Source organism: Xanthomonas sp. NCPPB 3570 (assembly GCF_056725115.1).
This window is the reverse complement of record NZ_CM161513.1, coordinates 2,796,977-2,812,799: the sequence shown is the minus strand read 5'-3', so window position 1 is coordinate 2,812,799 and position 15,823 is coordinate 2,796,977. Positions and strand designations below refer to the sequence as shown.

The window sequence follows — 15,823 nt, the reverse complement described above, 5'->3', positions numbered from 1 at the left end:
GGGGAGTGTGGGGATTAAGCCCCTCTCCCACCGGGAGAGGGGGAGGGGTGAGGGTCTGGCGCGAAGCGTCTCGCGGAGTTGGATGTGTGAGGCTGCGCCCGAACCCTCATCCGCCCCTTCGGGGCACCTTCTCCCGAGGGGAGAAGGGAACGACTAGCCCCTCTCCCCCCGGGAGAGGGGTTGGGGTGAGGGTACGGCGCGAAGCGTCTCGCGAAGTTGGGTGCACCAGGCGTCGCCTGTACTCCCATTCGCCCCTTCCGCGCACCGTGCTGTTGCGCCAGCCCATGCCGACGTTCGACATGGTGTTGCTGCAGAAAATCTGTGCCCGTCGGGCGTGTCGGCAAAGCCTGTCGCGGCTGCAGCCACTCCTACAGGGTTTCTACAGGAGCGGCTTCAGCCGCGACCGCCTGTACTCACAGGAACCCATGGGCGTAAGTCCACTGCGCACTGCAACGGCCAATCCAATGACGCCTCGCTCGACCTACTCGTCCAGCCGCAAGGTCAGGCACTTGGCGGCGCCGCCGGCCTTGAGGAATTCGTCCAGCGGGGTCTGCACCACGCGGTAGCCGATCGCGGCCAGGGCGGCGCACAGTGCCGGCGAGGCGCGGTTGAGCAGCAGGGTGTCGTCCAGATCCACCGCGTTGCAGGCGAAGGCGAGGGCATCGGCCTCGCCGACGACGATGCGCCGCGAGGCCGGGATGTGCTGGGCGATCGCCTGCTGCGCGTCTGCGTCGAACGCGGCCGGGTAGTACAGCAGGTAGCCGTCGCGCAGCGGGCAGAAGCAGGTGTCCAGGTGATAGAAGCGCGCGTCGACAAGGCGCAGCGGCACCACCTCGATGTCCAGCAGGTCGGTGAGCTCGTGCGCGGCGGCCAGGTCGCTGCGGTGGCCGTGGCCCATCCACAGCCGGCGCGCGCCGCGGTCCAGCAGCGCGTCGCCGGCGCCTTCGAAATACACCTGCTCCGGCAGTTCCTGGATGCGCAGGCCGGCCTGGCGGCACCAGGCGGTGAACAAGGCTTCCTCGCCACGGCGTTCGGCGTGGCGGAAGCGGCTGGGCACGAAGCGGTCGCCGAGCACCAGGCCGGCGTTGGCGCTGAACACCATGTCCGGCAGGCCCGGCGCCGCAGCGATGCAGTCGACGCGGGCGCCTGCCGCCTCGGCGGCGGCGACCAGCGCGTTCCACTGCGCCTGCGCGCGCTCACGGCTGGCGGCGTGCACGTTGCCTTCCATCCAGGGGTTGATCACGTAGTCCACCGCGAAGTGCTGCGGCGCGCACATCAGCAGGCGGTGGCGGTAGCGGGTGCCGGCGCGGGAGTGCGGTTCGGGGGAAGCGAGGGCCAGGTCGGTCTCATCGGCCAGGCCGACAGCAAGGACATTCTCGATCATGCGCGCGCTCCGCGTCGGGGATGCGCGCCACGCTAGCGGCGGCGTGTTGCGGGGACATGTCGGTGGATTGGTGAAGGGATTCGGGATTGGGGATTCGTGCAAGCAGAGCCGCGCGCGCTGGGTTTGCCAGGTGTTGGCATGCGTGGTCGTGCGTCCAGCGGTGAGCATTCGGGAGTTTTGAAATGCTACGTATCCTTGCCGACTACGCGATCCTGCCTCCGAATCCCCAATCCCGAATCCCCAATCCCGGCGCGCAGCGCCCTTACGGCAGCGTCGGCTGCAGGCCCACGCCCAACCGGTTCCAGGCGTTGATCACCGCCACCGCCATGGTCAGCGCGCTGATCCCGGCCGGGTCGAATTGCGTTGTCAGTGCGTCGTACACGGCCTGCGGCGGCGCGCCGGCGGGTAGCGTGGTCAGCGCCTCGGCCCAGTCCAGCGCGGCGCGCTCGCGGTCATCGAAGAAGCGGCTGTCGCGCCAGGCGGCGAGGGTGTCGAGCTTGCGTGGTTCGGTACCGGCCTTGCGCAGGGCGGTGGCATGCATGTCGATGCAGTAGGCGCAGCCGTTGAGCTGGGAGACGCGCAGGAACACCAGTTCGGTGAGGGCGCTGCCGAGCGTGCCGTCGTGGACCTGCTGGCTGGCGCCGAGCAGGGCGCGGTACGCCTCGGGTTCGTGGCGGGTGTAGTCGATGCGATGGAAAGGCATGGTGGGTCCAAGCATGGCGGCCACCATGGCCGCCTTCCCCTCCAGGACGCGGCGGCGCGTCCCGGCGTGACAGCGCCGGCGCAGGTCAGTCGCGGCTGGCTGCAGGTCGCGCCGTCGGCGTCGGCAGCTTGTCCGGGTTCATCAGGGTCAGCACCTCGGCGATGCGCTCGCCGTCGATCACCAGCACCGTCGCCGAGTGCAGCCGTGGCCCCAGGAAACGCAGGATCGCCGGTTCGCCGTTGACCGTGCCGATCCGCGCCCGCAGGCCCAGGTCGCGCCGCGCCACGGCCCAGTACAGCCGACCGATGCGCTCGGCGCCGTGCAGCGGGCGCAGGCTGGCGGTGACCTTGCCGCCGCCGTCGGAGCGCAACTGCGCGTCGGCATGCAGCAGGGCGACGATGGCGGCGCGGTCGCCGCGCTGCGAGGCGTGCAGGAAGCGCTCGAGCAACTGGCGGTGGCGCTCGGGCGTGACCGCGAAGCGCGCCTGGCCATGGCCGAGCCGTTCGCGCGCCCGGTGCACCAGTTGCCGGCAGCCGGCCTCGCTGCGCTCCAGGGTGCGGCCGATCTGCGCGTAGTCGTAGTCGAACGCTTCCTTCAACAGGAACGCCGCGCGCTCGTGCGGGTTCAGCCGCTCCAGCAACGCCAGGAAGGCCAGCGACACCTGCTCGGCGCGGTCATGGCGCTCGGCCGGGTCGGCGTCGTCGGCGATCTCCAGCGGCTCGGGCAGCCACGGCCCGACGTAGTGGACGCGGGCGCTGCGCGCCGCGCGCAGGCGGTCCAGGCCGAGCCGGGTGGTGGCGGTCACCAGCCAGGCTGCGGGGTCGCGGATCGCGCGGCGGTCGCTGGCCTGCCAGCGCAGCCAGGCGTCCTGCACGGTGTCCTCGGCGTCGGCGCGGCTGCCGAGCAGGCGGTAGGCCAGGCCGAACAGCCGGGCGCGGTGGGATTCGAAGGTCGGATCGTGGGTCATGACGACCAGGACGGAACAGGGCGTGCCGGCGTGACAGCGGGCGGGGCCGCCACTTTGCCCTAAAATGGGCGGGTTTCCCCCCGCCAGCCGCAGAGCCAGCCGTGACCTCGATCAAGCAGGAAGACCTCATCCAGTCCGTCGCCGACGCGCTGCAGTACATCAGCTACTACCATCCGGTCGACTACATCAAGAATCTGTCCGCGGCCTACGAGCGCGAGCAGTCGCCGGCGGCCAAGGACGCCATCGCGCAGATCCTGATCAATTCGCGCATGTGCGCAGAGGGCCACCGGCCGATCTGCCAGGACACCGGCATCGTCACCGTGTTCCTCGAGATCGGCATGAACGTGCGCTGGGACGACGCCACGATGGGCGTGGAGGACATGGTCAACGAGGGCGTACGCCGCGCCTACAACCATCCGGACAACAAGCTGCGTGCTTCGGTACTGGCCGATCCGGCCGGCAAGCGCCAGAACACCAAGGACAACACCCCGGCGGTGGTCAACGTGAAGGTCGTCCCCGGCGACACCGTCGACGTCATCGTCGCGGCCAAGGGCGGCGGCTCGGAGGCCAAGAGCAAGTTCGCCATGCTCAATCCCTCCGACTCCATCGTCGACTGGGTGCTCAAGACCGTGCCGACCATGGGCGCCGGCTGGTGCCCGCCGGGCATGCTCGGCATCGGCATCGGCGGCACCGCCGAGAAGGCGATGCTGCTGGCCAAGGAAGCGCTGATGGAGCCGATCGACATCGTCGACCTGCAGGCCCGTGGCGCGTCCAACCGTGCCGAGGAGCTTCGCCTGGAACTGTACGAGAAGGTCAACGCGCTGGGCATCGGCGCGCAGGGCCTGGGCGGCCTGACCACGGTGCTGGACATCAAGGTCAAGGATTACCCGACCCACGCCGCCAACCTGCCGGTGGCGATGATCCCCAACTGCGCGGCCACCCGCCATGCGCACTTCACCCTGGACGGCAGCGGCGCGGTGATGCTGGATCCGCCCTCGCTGGAGGACTGGCCCAAGCTCACCTACAACCCGACCAATGCGCGCCGGGTGAACCTGGACACCATCACCCGCGAGGAAGTGGCCAGCTTCAAGCCGGGCGAGACCATCCTGCTCAACGGCAAGCTGCTGACCGGCCGCGACGCCGCGCACAAGCGCATGATCGACATGCTCAACCGCGGCGAGACGCTGCCGGTGGACTTCACCAACCGCTTCATCTACTACGTCGGCCCGGTCGATCCGGTGCGCGACGAAGTAGTCGGCCCGGCCGGCCCCACCACCGCCACGCGCATGGACAAGTTCACCCGGCAGATGCTGGAGCAGACCGGCCTGCTGGGCATGGTCGGCAAGTCCGAGCGCGGCGATGCGGCGATCGCCGCGATCCGCGACAACAAGGCGGTGTACCTGATGGCGGTCGGCGGCTCGGCCTACCTGGTGTCCAAGGCGATCAAGGCCAGCAAGGTGCTGGCGTTCGAAGACCTGGGCATGGAGGCGATCTACGAGTTCGAGGTCAAGGACATGCCGGTGACCGTGGCGGTCGATGCCAGCGGCGAGTCGGTGCACAAGACCGGCCCGCGCGAGTGGCAGGCGCGCATCGGCAAGATCCCGGTGGTGGTCGAGGCCTGATCGGCCGCGGCGCGAACGCCGGCGCGAGTGCCGGCGTTCCGTATCGCGCTGGCGGCGTGCGGGCGGCGCGGCAATAATCGGCGCTGGTTCCGTCTCCGGGGAAAGCGTCGTGTCCATCGTCCTTTACGGTTCGCCCAGTACCGCCTCGTTCGTCGTGCACTGGTTGCTGATCGAACTGCAGGTCGATTTCGAACTGCGCATGCTCGATTTCGACCGCCAGGAGCAGAAGAGCCCCGAGTACCTGGCGCTCAACCCGCAGGGGCGGGTGCCGACCCTGGTGCTGGACGGGCAGGTGCTGACCGAATCGGTCGCCATCGCCATGCACCTGGCCGACCTGTATCCGCACGCCGGCCTGGCGCCGCCGCCCGGCACGCCCGAGCGCGCGGTCTACTACCGCTGGATGCTGTTCGGCGCCTACACCCTGATGCCGGCCTACCGCGACTGGTTCTATCCCGACGAACCGGCCGGCGCCGAGAATGCCGAGCGCGTGCGCGCCAGTGCCCGCGCGTTCCTGGAAAAGGCCTGGGACGAGGTGGCAACACACCTGGAGCAGGGCGGCCCGTACCTGCTCGGCGAGCACTGCAGCGCCGCCGACTTCGTGCTGGTCATGTTGATGCGCTGGTCGCGCAACATGCCGCGGCCCACCGACACCTGGCCGGCGCTGAAGGCGCTGGCCGACAGGATGAAGGCGCGCCCGGCGTTCCACGAGGCCTACCGGCGGGAAGGCATTACCGACTGGATGTAAGTGGCGGCGCGGGGCGTCGTGCCGGACGTCGGCCCGCGTTGTCTGACGTCGCGATTGCCAAGCTTTTTTGCGGCGCTCTCGGGGCATTGCGCCGGCGCTCTCACCATCCGCACTGGTGCACGCTTTTTCCTGGCCTTCGACCTGGGAGTCGCACCGACGCCGCATGGATCGAAGGCGGGCGCACCGACCGTTTGCATAGTTTGCACCGCACGCATGGAAGCGGCGAGTAGCGCTGAGCAACGCACGGCCTTGCCGCCTGCGTCACGTTGTCGCACCCGCTTCCCCGGTCCGTTCGCTGCCGCCAGCGCCGCCTAGAATGGCCCGGTGTCCGCCCTCCCTGCCCCCGCCCGACTGCGCCGCCTGATGCGCTGGCCTGCCTTGCTGGCCGCGCTGTTGCTGGTGTTCGCGCCGGTGGCCAGCCGCCTGCTCGAAGCGGCGACGCTGCCGGTGCCTTTGTGCACCGCGGCCGGATTGCAGGCCGACGCCGACCTGCCGCCGCCGCGCGGCGCCGTCCACGCCAGCCACGAAGACGTGTCGGGCACGCAGCGCGAGCATGGTCCGGCGCGTGCCGCCTGCGATTACTGCCTGCTCGCCGCACGGTTGCTGCCGTGGCTGGCGATCGTCCTGCTGCTGGCCGCTGCGCTGCCCGCGCCTGCAACCGCGACGCCATTGCGCCAGCGCGTCCATGCCGCCGTGCGCTGGCGCGCGCACGCGGCACGCGGACCGCCACTCAATCTCCAGAACGCCCTCCTGTTTCCGGTGCGCTAGGCGCGCCGGCGCCGTTCCTTTCTGGAGTCCAATCCATGTCCCAGTTCCTGCCGTCGCCCGCGCGGGCGGCGTTGTCGTGCTGCATTTTCGCCAGTCTATTTCCCGCGTCCGGCCATGCCGAGGCGCCCGATGCCACCACCCTCGACCGGATGCAGGTGACCGCCACCGCGCCGGTCGCGCCGCTGACCTGGACGGTCGATCCGAAGCTGCCGCGGCAGCCGGTGCCGGCCAGCGACGGCGCCGATTACCTGAAGACCGTCCCCGGTTTCGCCGCGATCCGCAACGGCGGCACCAACGGCGATCCGGTGCTGCGCGGCATGTTCGGCTCGCGGCTCAACGTGCTCAGCAACGACGGCACCCTGGTCGGTGCGTGCCCGGCGCGCATGGACAACGCCTTGTCCTACATCGCCCCGGAAACCTTCGACCGGCTCACCATCGTCAAGGGTCCGCAGACCGTGCGCTGGGGGCCGGGTGCCTCCGCCGGCACCGTGCGCTTCGAGCGCGACACGCCGCACTACGCCGCGCCGACCCTGGAGGGCGAGGCCAGTGCGCTGGGCGGCTCCTGGAACCGCAACGACCAGAACCTCGACCTGCGCGGCGGCAACCGCAGCGGCTACGCGCGCGTGGACGCCAACCGCTCCGAGTCCGGCGACTACCGCGACGGCGATGGCGTGGTGGTGCCCTCGCGCTGGCGCAAGTGGAATGCCGACGCCGCGGTCGGCTGGACCCCGGACCCGGACACCGTGCTGGAACTGTCCGCCGGCAGCGGCGACGGCCTGGCCCGCTACGCCGGGCGCAGCATGGACGGCACCCAGTTCCGTCGCACCAGCTACGCCGCGCGTTTCGAGCGCACCGACCTGCCCGGCGCCTGGGAGGCGCTGCGTGCCAATGCCTACGTCAACGACGCCGATCACGTCATGGACAACTACACGCTGCGCCGACCCAACCCGCAGTCGGCGATGCCGATGCCGATGGCCTCCAACGTGGACCGGCGCACCCGCGGCGGGCGCGTGGAATCGGAGTGGCGCTGGGACCAGGTGGTGGTCCAGGCCGGCGTCGACACCCAGCAAAGTCGCCATCGCGACCGCAGCGCCAGCGGCGAGGGCGCGTACCGGAGCGTGCCGTGGCGCACCGACGCGCACTTCGACAACCTGGGCGCCTTCACCGAACTCACCTTCGGCGCCGGCACGGCGCAGCGCTGGATCGCCGGCCTGCGCCTGGACCGCGCGCAGGTCGAGGACACGCGCCGCAGCGTCGGCATGATGGGCATGCCCAATCCCACTGCGGGACAGACACGCCGCGAGGACCTGGGCAGCGGCTTCCTGCGCGTGGAGCGCAATCTCTCGGCCGACACGGTCTGGTATGCCGGCCTGGGCCGCAGCGCGCGCATGCCGGACTACTGGGAGCTGTTCTCTGCCGACATGGGTCCGATGGGCGCGGCCAACGCCTTCGCCGGGCTGCGCCCGGAACGCACCACCCAGCTCGATCTCGGCCTACAGTACCGCGGCGCGACCGTGCAGGGCTGGGTGTCCGCCTACGCCGGGCGGGTGCAGGACTTCATCCTGTTCACCTATGCCGACGGCGGCATGATGGGCACCACCACCCGTGTCGACAACGTCGATGCGCGCATCGCCGGCGCCGAGGCGGGCGTGGATTGGCAGCCGCTGCACGGCCTCACCCTCGGCGGCACGCTGGCCTACGCCTGGGGCGAGAACCGCAGCGACGGTACGCCGTTGCCGCAGATGCCGCCGCTGGAGTCGCGGTGGCGCATGGAGTGGGAAGGGCAGCGCTGGTCGGCCGGCGCGCTGCTGCGCGCAGTCGCGCGGCAGGGGCGGGTGGCGTTGAATCAGGGCAACGTGGTCGGTCGCGACCTCGGCCGCAGCGCCGGTTTCGCCACGCTGGGGCTGAGCGGCGGCTACCGGGTCAGCGAGGGGCTGCGGTTGAGCGCGGGCATCGACAACGTCTTCGACCGGCGCTACAGCGAACATCTCAACCTGGCCGGCAGCGCCGATTTCGGTTTCCCGGCCGACCCGGTGCGTATCGCCGAGCCGGGCCGCAACCTGTGGCTGAAGGGCAACTACCGGTTCTGAGCGATCGGCGCGCGGTCGCGTGGCGACCGCGACCAGTGCGCGACGCCCATGGCGGGCGTCGTTCAGCCGTGGCCGATCAGAACCACTCCAGCAGCGAGATGCCGACACCGACGTAGGTGGCGCGGTGGTTGTAGTCGATCATGCTCTCGCCGTAGCCATCGAACACCTGCACATGGCCGCGCAGCAGGTTGCTGATCGGGAAACCCCAGTCCAGTTGCACCGCGCCGTGCGAGCGGTCGCCGCCGCGCAGCGAGTGCCGCGCCATCAGCGCCACCTCGTGGCCGTTGCGGTTGTAGATCAGGGTCGCGTCGCCGCGGCCCATGTAGTCCTCGATGTCCGGGTTGTTGTCCTGCTTTCGGCTCTCCGGGATGCGGTACCAGGGGCGCAGCACCAGCGCCCAGTTGTCGCGGTCCAGACCGATGTTGAGCATCGCCCGGTTCCAACTGCGCGACAGCGGATCGCTGCGGCCGTTGGACTGGTGGGTCAGCTGGATGCCGGTCATCCGTCCCTTCCAGCCGAACAGGCTGTAGTTGTTGCGGAACACCAGCATCAGTTCCGGCTCGTAGTTGGTCTCGCGGAACGGGCGCGACTGCTCCGAGTTGTAGACCTGCCAGCGCGAGCTCTGGGTGTAGGCGCCCCACAGGTCGCCGTTGTCGCCGAAGATGTTCTCCACGATCTTGGTCTTGAAGCTCAGCTGGAACTTCGCCTCCACGCTGTCCAGCGGCTCGGCGGTGGTCACCGTATTGACCGGGTTCGGCGAGGACGGCAGCTCGTTCTTCTTGCTGGTCCAGAACGCCGGCAGCAGGTACACCGGCTTGTAGGCGCGCAACTGGAAGGTGCCCAGCTTGGAGTCCTTGGCCAGTTCCCAGCGGCTGTCCAGCAGCGAGCCCTTGCCGGCATTGGCGATGGTGCTGTCGTAGCGGTCCTGCTTGAAGATCGCGGCGGCGCGCTGGCGGGTGCGCTCGGCGACGCCGGCATCCTCCGGCACGCTGGCGTCCAACTGTTGCTTCTGGCGTTCGCTGGCGGCCTGCGCCGCGGCGTCGGCGGCCTGCGGGTCGGCGGTGCGGCGCGATAGCGCCTGGTCGTAGCAGGCCAGGCGGGCGGCGTCGCTGGAGATGGCCACGCAGGCTTCCGGCGAGGCGGGGGTGGGCAGGACTTCCTGCGCGTGCGCAAGCGGCGCGGCCGCGATCGACAGCAGCAACAGGGGACGGACCTGACGATGGGACATGCGGTTCTCGCTGCAACGGGCGGCGCGGGCGGGTGGTGCGCTGCCGGGGTGAATGGCCGGCAGGGAAAATACAGGAAGTGACGACAACAGGGTCATCACACGTTCATGCTGTCGCCGCGACGTCGTCTTCAGGCGTCCTGCTTCAGAGCAGCCAGGCCACCGCGAACACCGCCAGCATCGCCAGCGCCAGGCCGAGCTTGGCGGCGGTGCCCAGGACGATGCCCAGCCAAGTGCCGACGCCGACCCGCGTCGCCTGGCGCAGCTCGCGCCCATGCCAGTACTCCCCGGCCAGGGCGCCGACGAAGGGGCCGACGAACAGCCCGATCGGCATGAAGAACATGCCGGCGATCCCGCCCAGCACCGATCCCCACAGCGCCTTGCGGCTGGCGCCGACGCGTTGCGCGCCGAACGCGGTGGCCAGCAGGTCGACCAGCAGCGACAACGCGGTGAGGACGCCGAGCACGGTCAGCGTCGGCCAACCCAGCCGCTGGAAGCCATCGGCCCAGGCCCCCAGCAGCATCCCGGCGAACATCAGCGGCGTGCCGGGCAGGGCCGGCAGCAGCACCCCCGCCAGCCCGACCAGAACCAGGAGACCGGCACAGACGTAATAGATGAACGCAGGGTCCACGTGGCTCACCGTAGGGGAGATTTGGGGGTTGACAGATGGGGTCTTTTTGCTGATTGCATTTTCATTTTGACCGGGGTAAGTTGCAGCCGCTGCGTTTGCAAAGGTCACCGTGAATCGTGGCCTGATGCGGTAGATCCACCGATCCGCTACATCGTTATACCTCGCTTCCTCCTTGCAACCAGCCGCCGCCCCCACGGCGTACCCACCCCTGAGACGTGTTCCAAGGAGTAAGTCCATCATGAACGGCACTGGCAATCGCGAAAACGGCACCGTGAAGTGGTTCAACGATGCCAAGGGTTTCGGTTTCATCAGCCGCGAAAACGGCGAGGACGTGTTCGTGCACTTCCGGGCGATCCAGACCCAGGGCTTCAAGAGCCTGAAGGAAGGTCAGAAGGTCAGCTTCACCGTGGTGCAGGGCCAGAAGGGCCTGCAGGCCGACGCGGTGCAGCCGCTCTGAGTCGTTGCCGCGCGGCGTCGCGCGCAGCGCAGCAAAAAGGCCCGCAGTGCGGGCCTTTTTGCGCTAGGCAGGTCGGCGAGGCCGATGATCAGCGCGGTACGACGCGCCCGTTGACCACGCGGACATAGGTGTTCTCGCGCACGCCGGCCAGGTCGCGCTGGTTGACCACGATCACCCGGCCGTCGTCCATCTGCACATGCACGTCGTAGGTGTCGCTGGTGACGTTCTTCTGGATCTCGTTGCCGGCCAGCGCGCCGGCCGCCGCACCGGCCACCGCCGACACGTTCTGGTTGCCCTTGCTGCCGCCGGTGTGATCGGAAATCTCGTGGCCGGCGACCGCGCCGACGATGCCGCCGAGGATCGCGCCGGTGGCCGACGGCGCAGTGCGGCCCGACGGCACGGTGTCGATGCGGGTGACGATGCCGCAGTCGGCGCAGCGGGTCTGGGTGTAACCGCCGCGCGCCGGCTGGCTGTAGCCGCCGCCGTAACCGCCGCCATAGCCGGGGGACGTGGCGCAGCCTGCCAGCGCCAGGGTCGCCACGGCGGCGGTGGCCATCAGTTGGATCTTCATGGGTGCTCTCCTCGACAGACAGTGATGGAGCGCGGCGGCAGCGCCGCGTTCGCACGCATCCTGTCCACCCCTGCGTGAATGCAACGCCAATCCTGGCAGGCGCCGTTCAGCTCGCGGCGGCCGGCGTCAGCGGCAATTCATGCAAGGAGGTTCATCCGAAAGCGCAATGCGGAACAGCATGAGACCGCTGCCAGCGGAGCATCGAACCAGCGCGATCCCACATCGTCAGCCAGCGGCGTCGTCAGGCTTCGACAACGGGAATTCAGCCCGGCGCCGACACCCACGTCGGCGTCGATCGTGCCAGACGCTCAGCGGAAATCGCGGTGGCAGGCGTCGCAGCGTTCGTCGATCTGCTGGCGTGCCTGCGCCAGCGCGGCGCAGTCGGCCGGCGGCTGCGCCAGCGCCGCGTCCACGCCGGTGCGCAGCGCCTCGGCATGCTCGCGAAAGCGGCCGTCGTCGGCCAGGTCGGGGAATGCCATGTCCAGTTCGTCGCCGAGCAGGCGCAACGTGCGCAGTCGCGCCTGCGGACCGGCGCCGCTGCATTGCCGGTGCGCGGCATCGCGTTCGAGCAGCGCCAGTTGTTTGCCCATGACCTGCATCAGGCTGCGCGGGAACGGATCCTGTCGCGCCTGTACTGCACGCAGTGCCATCACCGTCAGCACCAGGCCGAGCAGCAGCCCGGCCAGCAACACGAACAGATAGCGGGACGCGGAAGCGGGCGGGGGCGGCTTGGCCATGGCAGGCATGCGCGGCAGGAAGGAATGCCGATGGTACGCCTGCCTTCGCCACCGGCGCCGCCCACGCAGACCAGCGGCGCAATCCCCAATCCCCAATCCCCAATCCCCAATCCCCAATCCCCAATCCCGGCCTAAAATAGGCGGATGAACGAACAATGGCGCGAGCGCTTCGCCGGCATCGACCGGCTCTACGGGCAAGGCACGATCGCGCGGCTGGCGCAGTGCCGGGTGGCGGTGGTGGGCATGGGCGGGGTCGGCTCGTGGGTGGTGGAGGCGCTGGCGCGCTCGGCGGTCGGGCATCTGACCCTGATCGACGCCGACGACATCTGCGTGTCCAACACCAACCGGCAACTGCCGGCGCTGGCGGGGCAGTACGGGCGCAACAAGGCGGTGGCGATGGCCGAGCGCTGCCTGGCGATCAATCCGCAGATCGAGGCGGTGGCGGTCGAAGCCTTCCTGACCCCGACCAACATCGCCGAACTGCTCGACGCCGGCTTCGACCTGGTGATCGATGCCTGCGACAGCTTCCGGGTCAAGGTCGAGACCATCGCCTGGTGCCGCCGGCGCAAGCTGCCGCTGCTGACCGTCGGCTCGGCCGGCGGGCGCACCGATCCGACCCTGGTGCGGATCCGCGACGTGTCGCGCACCGAGCACGACGCGATGCTGGCGCTGATCCGCAAGAAGCTGCGCAGCGAATTCAACTTCCCCAAGAACGCGCAGCGCTATTTCGGCGTGCCGGCGGTGTACTCGCTGGAGAACGTGCGCTACCCGCAAGCCGATGGCAGCGTCTGCGGACTGCGGCCGGCGCTGGGGCCGGATGCGGCCTTGAACCTGGACTGTGGCGCCGGGCTGGGCGCAGCCACCCACATCACCGGGGCGTTCGCCTTCGCCGCGGTCGGCAAGGCGCTGGAGATGCTGTTGAAGCGCGCCGCGGCGCGCGAGGCCGCGGCCGCCTAGCGCCTGTCGGTGGGCGGCTGCGGCGCATCCGGTACGCGGGTCGCCGCGCCGCTCATCAGGTTGCGCTCGGTGCTGGCCTGCAGGAGCGCCAGCCGTTCCAGGTCCTGCGCCGGCTGCGGCCGGCCGAACAGGAAGCCCTGGAAGTGCCGGCAGCCCATCGCCGAGAGCATCTCGCACTGCTGCGCATCCTCGATGCCTTCGGCCAATGCGACCATGCCCATCACCTCGGAGATCTCCACGATCTTGGCCAGCAGGCGCCGCGAGGACTCGTCGGCCCTGGCGTCGTTGACGAATTGCCGGTCGATCTTGAGCTTGGTGACCGGCAGCGTCCGCAGCATCGCCAGCGACGAGAAGCCGGTGCCGAAATCGTCCAGCGCCCAGCCGATGCCGAACGCCTTGAGTTCGTGCATCTTGGCGCGTACCCCGGCGGTATCCACATACAGCGCCGATTCGGTCAGCTCGAATTCCAGCGACGCCGGCGCCACGCCTTCGCTGGTGATCACCTGCTTCACCGTGGACACGAAGTTGGGGTCGAGCAACTGCACGGGGCTGACGTTCACTGCGACCACCAGCGCACGCAGGTCGGGGTCGTGCGACCAGCGTCGCAGCGTAGCGCAGGCCTGGCGCAGCACTTCCAGGCCCACGTCGCGGATCAACGGGCTCTCTTCGGCCAGCGGGATGAACTTGTCGGGGGTCAGCAGCTTGCCGCTGGGATGGCGCCAGCGTACCAGTGCCTCGGCGCCGAGCATGCTGCCGTTCGCGCTGACCTGCGGTTGGTACAGCACTTCGATCTCGCCGTTGCCGACCGCGCGTGCCAGTTCCCGCTCCAGCGAGATGCGTGCGTTCACGTCGTTGCGGTAGATGTGCAGGATCGCCGCCAGCAGGCCGGCGGCGCAGGCCATGTTGCAGATGGCGCCGAGCCTGCGCATCCGCTGCGGTGGCGAGTCATGCGGTGCCAGCCAGTCCAGTTCGCCCGAGCCGAAGGCGACGAAGGCGGCCAGGCACGCCATGGGAAACACCAGCGCGCGGTAGCGGCGGCTGCGGTCGAACACGAACAGTGCGCCTGCTGCCAGCGGCAGGAAGAAGGTGTGCACGGACCGTGGCACCGTGGCGATCGGCGCGTCGATGATCGAGATCACCAGGACCACGACGAAGACGCCGTGCGCCACCAGCGACAGCGAGCCCTCGTCGCAGTGGCGGCGGCGGCCCAGCGCGAGCAGGCCGACCGCCGTCAGCCCGACGAAGGCGATCGCCAGTTCGGGCCTGCCGTAGTACAGGTAGCACACGGTCCACAACGCACCGAGCGAGGTGCACGAGACCCCGGCCAGGGTCATGGTGCTGCGCATCTTGCGGCTGCGATTGCTGTCGCGGAATTTCAGCGAGACCCAGCTTTCGCCGTTGGATGCGTGTTTTTCCGAAGCTGCGCCGCTCTTCATTGCCGCAACGCTCGCATGCGCGATGGCGCCGTTCGCGCCGCAGCGGCCGCGGAGGAGGCGATCGCACGCGAGCGCCGCGCGCTGGGGAGAAGCGGGTAGGGAATGCGGCTTGCCGACTGTTTCACGCCAGGATGATCCGATCTGCCAGAACGCGTGCCATCGAGCCGGCCGCCGAGCCTTCGCTGAGAGCGAACGGGTTCACACTCCGGTACCTGGCGGACAAAGCGCCGCTCGCCGTTTCAGCGCGGTGCACAGTAGCAGAAGCAAGTGCGCCGAAACGCGGCCAAAAGGCGTGCATCCGCCTGCCCAGGTCACAGTTTCGGACGAAAGCCGTTTTGCCGGGCGATGTGCCGCACCGACCGCCTTTCAGTCACGCGTTGCGCGGCCGACGTGTGGCGTCTGTTCCTGTGTCGGCACGTCAAAAAGCGACGCGCAGCGTCGGAATGTGCGGTGTGCAGGAACGCGCTGGGTCAGGCGATGACGGGCGTGCCGGCGCGCGTGTCGGGCAGGCCGAACAGGCGCCGCGCATTGGCCGTGGTCTGCGCGGCGATGGCGGCGACAGGTGCGTCGCGCAGGTCGGCGATGGTGTCCAGCACCGTGCGCAGCCGCGCCGGTTCGTTGCGCTGCCCGCGGATCGCCGCGTCGGGCTGGTCCGGCGCATCGGTTTCCAGCAGCACTTGCTCCAGGGGCAGCGTGGCGGCGAGCCGGCGCAGGCGCTGCGCGCGTTCGTAGGTGACCGGCCCGCCCAGGCCGATCAGGAAATCCAGCGATCGCAACTGTGCGGCCTGTTCGACGCTGCCGGCGAAACTGTGCACCACGCCGCGCACCCGGCCGACCTTGCGGATCGCCAGGATCACGGCGTCCACCGCGCGTCGCGCATGCACGATCACCGGCAGGTCGAAGCGCCGCGCCAGTTGCAGTTGCCCGACGAAGTAGCGGTGCTGCTCGGCCGCGTCCAGGCCTTCGACGAAGAAGTCCAGGCCGCACTCGCCGATCGCGCACGGCCGCTCGCGTGCGATCCACTCTTCCAATGCCTGCAGGTCGTCAGGGCGATGCTCGGCCAGGAACAGCGGATGCAGGCCATACGCCGGATACAGCCCGGGCGCGGCCGCGCAGACCGCGCGCAGCTTGGGCCAGGACGCCGCGGTCACCGCCGGCACCACCTGCGCCTGCACGCCCGCCGCCTGCGCGCGCGCGATCACCGCGTCGCGGTCGGGGTCGAACTCCGCCGCGTCCAGGTGGCAATGGCTGTCGATCAACTGCATCGGCGCTCAGCGGCGCACGCGCTGCGCGGTCTAGCGCAACGGCGCAGTGGTCTGCGCCGGCGTGCGGGTCTTCCAGTTGGCCAGCAGCAGCGTGCCCAGGCCGAACACGATCTCGTCGATGAAGGGCACCGGGTCGGGCAGCAGCACGCTCAGCACGAACAGGCTGGCGGTGATCTTGAACAGGGTCGGGTAGCGCAATTTGCCCGCCCAGCGCAGCAGCGGATACACGATCGGATTGGGCACGGCACGTCCTCCGAAGAGCGGT

16 protein-coding genes are annotated in these 15,823 nt (G+C 69.6%); 6 read left to right on the top strand and 10 right to left on the bottom strand.

Features of this window, described 5'->3' with window-relative positions:
• Positions 1-481: 481 nt before the first annotated feature.
• The 3 genes from AC1PLR_RS12275 to AC1PLR_RS12265 form a co-directional block, all read right to left on the bottom strand.
• A complete protein-coding gene (locus AC1PLR_RS12275) occupies positions 482-1,384 on the bottom strand; it encodes a dimethylarginine dimethylaminohydrolase family protein (protein ID WP_481101167.1) in 903 nt (300 codons plus the stop codon).
• A 262-nt stretch (positions 1,385-1,646) separates the two neighbouring features.
• On the bottom strand, positions 1,647-2,087 hold the full coding sequence (locus AC1PLR_RS12270) for a carboxymuconolactone decarboxylase family protein (RefSeq protein WP_481101166.1): 441 nt from the start codon (positions 2,085-2,087) through the stop codon (positions 1,647-1,649).
• 85 nt (positions 2,088-2,172) lie between these two features.
• Positions 2,173-3,054, bottom strand: a complete 882-nt coding sequence (locus tag AC1PLR_RS12265; protein ID WP_481101165.1) for an RNA polymerase sigma-70 factor — start codon at positions 3,052-3,054, stop codon at positions 2,173-2,175.
• A gap of 101 nt (positions 3,055-3,155) precedes the next feature.
• On the opposite strand from AC1PLR_RS12265, the gene AC1PLR_RS12260 reads away from it, so the two are divergent.
• The 4 genes from AC1PLR_RS12260 (at position 3,156) to AC1PLR_RS12245 (ending at position 8,279) form a co-directional block, all read left to right on the top strand.
• Positions 3,156-4,676, top strand: coding sequence for a fumarate hydratase (locus AC1PLR_RS12260; RefSeq protein ID WP_481100514.1), 1,521 nt, complete (start codon positions 3,156-3,158; stop codon positions 4,674-4,676).
• A 109-nt stretch (positions 4,677-4,785) separates the two neighbouring features.
• Positions 4,786-5,421, top strand: coding sequence for a glutathione S-transferase family protein (locus tag AC1PLR_RS12255; protein ID WP_481101164.1), 636 nt, complete (start codon positions 4,786-4,788; stop codon positions 5,419-5,421).
• Positions 5,422-5,745: 324 nt separating this feature from the next.
• Positions 5,746-6,189, top strand: coding sequence for a DUF2946 family protein (locus AC1PLR_RS12250; protein WP_481101163.1), 444 nt, complete (start codon positions 5,746-5,748; stop codon positions 6,187-6,189).
• A 35-nt stretch (positions 6,190-6,224) separates the two neighbouring features.
• Positions 6,225-8,279, top strand: a complete 2,055-nt coding sequence (locus tag AC1PLR_RS12245; protein ID WP_481101162.1) for a TonB-dependent copper receptor — start codon at positions 6,225-6,227, stop codon at positions 8,277-8,279.
• Between the two features lie 76 nt (positions 8,280-8,355).
• Here the strand turns inward: AC1PLR_RS12245 and AC1PLR_RS12240 are convergent, their stop codons facing one another.
• A complete protein-coding gene (locus AC1PLR_RS12240) occupies positions 8,356-9,507 on the bottom strand; it encodes a phospholipase A (protein ID WP_481101161.1) in 1,152 nt (383 codons plus the stop codon).
• Positions 9,508-9,649: 142 nt separating this feature from the next.
• Positions 9,650-10,135: a DUF456 domain-containing protein gene (locus tag AC1PLR_RS12235; protein ID WP_481101160.1), complete on the bottom strand. Its 486-nt coding sequence runs from the start codon at positions 10,133-10,135 to the stop codon at positions 9,650-9,652.
• A gap of 238 nt (positions 10,136-10,373) precedes the next feature.
• Here AC1PLR_RS12235 and AC1PLR_RS12230 point away from each other — a divergent pair, with 238 nt between their 5' ends.
• Entirely contained in the window at positions 10,374-10,592 is a 219-nt protein-coding gene (locus AC1PLR_RS12230) for a cold-shock protein (protein WP_017909030.1), read from the top strand.
• Between the two features lie 88 nt (positions 10,593-10,680).
• Here AC1PLR_RS12230 and AC1PLR_RS12225 read toward each other — a convergent pair whose 3' ends face one another.
• Both AC1PLR_RS12225 and AC1PLR_RS12220 read right to left on the bottom strand, forming a co-directional pair.
• Positions 10,681-11,163: a glycine zipper 2TM domain-containing protein gene (locus AC1PLR_RS12225; RefSeq protein WP_010344410.1), complete on the bottom strand. Its 483-nt coding sequence runs from the start codon at positions 11,161-11,163 to the stop codon at positions 10,681-10,683.
• 308 nt (positions 11,164-11,471) lie between these two features.
• Positions 11,472-11,900: a hypothetical protein gene (locus AC1PLR_RS12220; protein ID WP_481101159.1), complete on the bottom strand. Its 429-nt coding sequence runs from the start codon at positions 11,898-11,900 to the stop codon at positions 11,472-11,474.
• Positions 11,901-12,044: 144 nt separating this feature from the next.
• Here AC1PLR_RS12220 and AC1PLR_RS12215 point away from each other — a divergent pair, with 144 nt between their 5' ends.
• On the top strand, positions 12,045-12,857 hold the full coding sequence (locus AC1PLR_RS12215; protein ID WP_371181733.1) for a tRNA threonylcarbamoyladenosine dehydratase: 813 nt from the start codon (positions 12,045-12,047) through the stop codon (positions 12,855-12,857).
• On the opposite strand, the gene AC1PLR_RS12210 is transcribed toward AC1PLR_RS12215, so the two are convergent.
• From AC1PLR_RS12210 to AC1PLR_RS12200, 3 genes are all read right to left on the bottom strand, one after another.
• Positions 12,854-14,293 carry a putative bifunctional diguanylate cyclase/phosphodiesterase gene (locus tag AC1PLR_RS12210; RefSeq protein ID WP_481101158.1) on the bottom strand — a complete coding sequence of 480 codons (1,440 nt, stop codon included), beginning with the start codon at positions 14,291-14,293 and terminating at the stop codon, positions 12,854-12,856. The genes AC1PLR_RS12215 and AC1PLR_RS12210 overlap by 4 nt on opposite strands.
• Before the next feature lie 470 nt (positions 14,294-14,763).
• The gene (locus AC1PLR_RS12205) at positions 14,764-15,558 is read right to left on the bottom strand and encodes a TatD family hydrolase (protein WP_481101157.1); all 795 of its coding nucleotides are present in this window, start codon (positions 15,556-15,558) and stop codon (positions 14,764-14,766) included.
• 30 nt (positions 15,559-15,588) lie between these two features.
• The gene (locus AC1PLR_RS12200) at positions 15,589-15,801 is read right to left on the bottom strand and encodes a DUF6116 family protein (protein WP_481101156.1); all 213 of its coding nucleotides are present in this window, start codon (positions 15,799-15,801) and stop codon (positions 15,589-15,591) included.
• Positions 15,802-15,823 lie beyond the last annotated feature (22 nt).

What these genes read in the sequence shown, in the direction of transcription:
- AC1PLR_RS12275 (WP_481101167.1), bottom strand. Translation starts at nt 1,384, where the DNA reads ATGATCGAGAATGTCCTTGCTGTCGGCCTGGCCGATGAGACCGACCTG.
- AC1PLR_RS12270 (WP_481101166.1), bottom strand. Translation starts at nt 2,087, where the DNA reads ATGCCTTTCCATCGCATCGACTACACCCGCCACGAACCCGAGGCGTAC.
- AC1PLR_RS12265 (WP_481101165.1), bottom strand. Translation starts at nt 3,054, where the DNA reads ATGACCCACGATCCGACCTTCGAATCCCACCGCGCCCGGCTGTTCGGC.
- AC1PLR_RS12245 (WP_481101162.1), top strand. Translation starts at nt 6,225, where the DNA reads ATGTCCCAGTTCCTGCCGTCGCCCGCGCGGGCGGCGTTGTCGTGCTGC.
- AC1PLR_RS12240 (WP_481101161.1), bottom strand. Translation starts at nt 9,507, where the DNA reads ATGTCCCATCGTCAGGTCCGTCCCCTGTTGCTGCTGTCGATCGCGGCC.
- AC1PLR_RS12230 (WP_017909030.1), top strand. Translation starts at nt 10,374, where the DNA reads ATGAACGGCACTGGCAATCGCGAAAACGGCACCGTGAAGTGGTTCAAC.
- AC1PLR_RS12225 (WP_010344410.1), bottom strand. Translation starts at nt 11,163, where the DNA reads ATGAAGATCCAACTGATGGCCACCGCCGCCGTGGCGACCCTGGCGCTG.
- AC1PLR_RS12220 (WP_481101159.1), bottom strand. Translation starts at nt 11,900, where the DNA reads ATGGCCAAGCCGCCCCCGCCCGCTTCCGCGTCCCGCTATCTGTTCGTG.
- AC1PLR_RS12215 (WP_371181733.1), top strand. Translation starts at nt 12,045, where the DNA reads ATGAACGAACAATGGCGCGAGCGCTTCGCCGGCATCGACCGGCTCTAC.
- AC1PLR_RS12210 (WP_481101158.1), bottom strand. Translation starts at nt 14,293, where the DNA reads ATGAAGAGCGGCGCAGCTTCGGAAAAACACGCATCCAACGGCGAAAGC.
- AC1PLR_RS12205 (WP_481101157.1), bottom strand. Translation starts at nt 15,558, where the DNA reads ATGCAGTTGATCGACAGCCATTGCCACCTGGACGCGGCGGAGTTCGAC.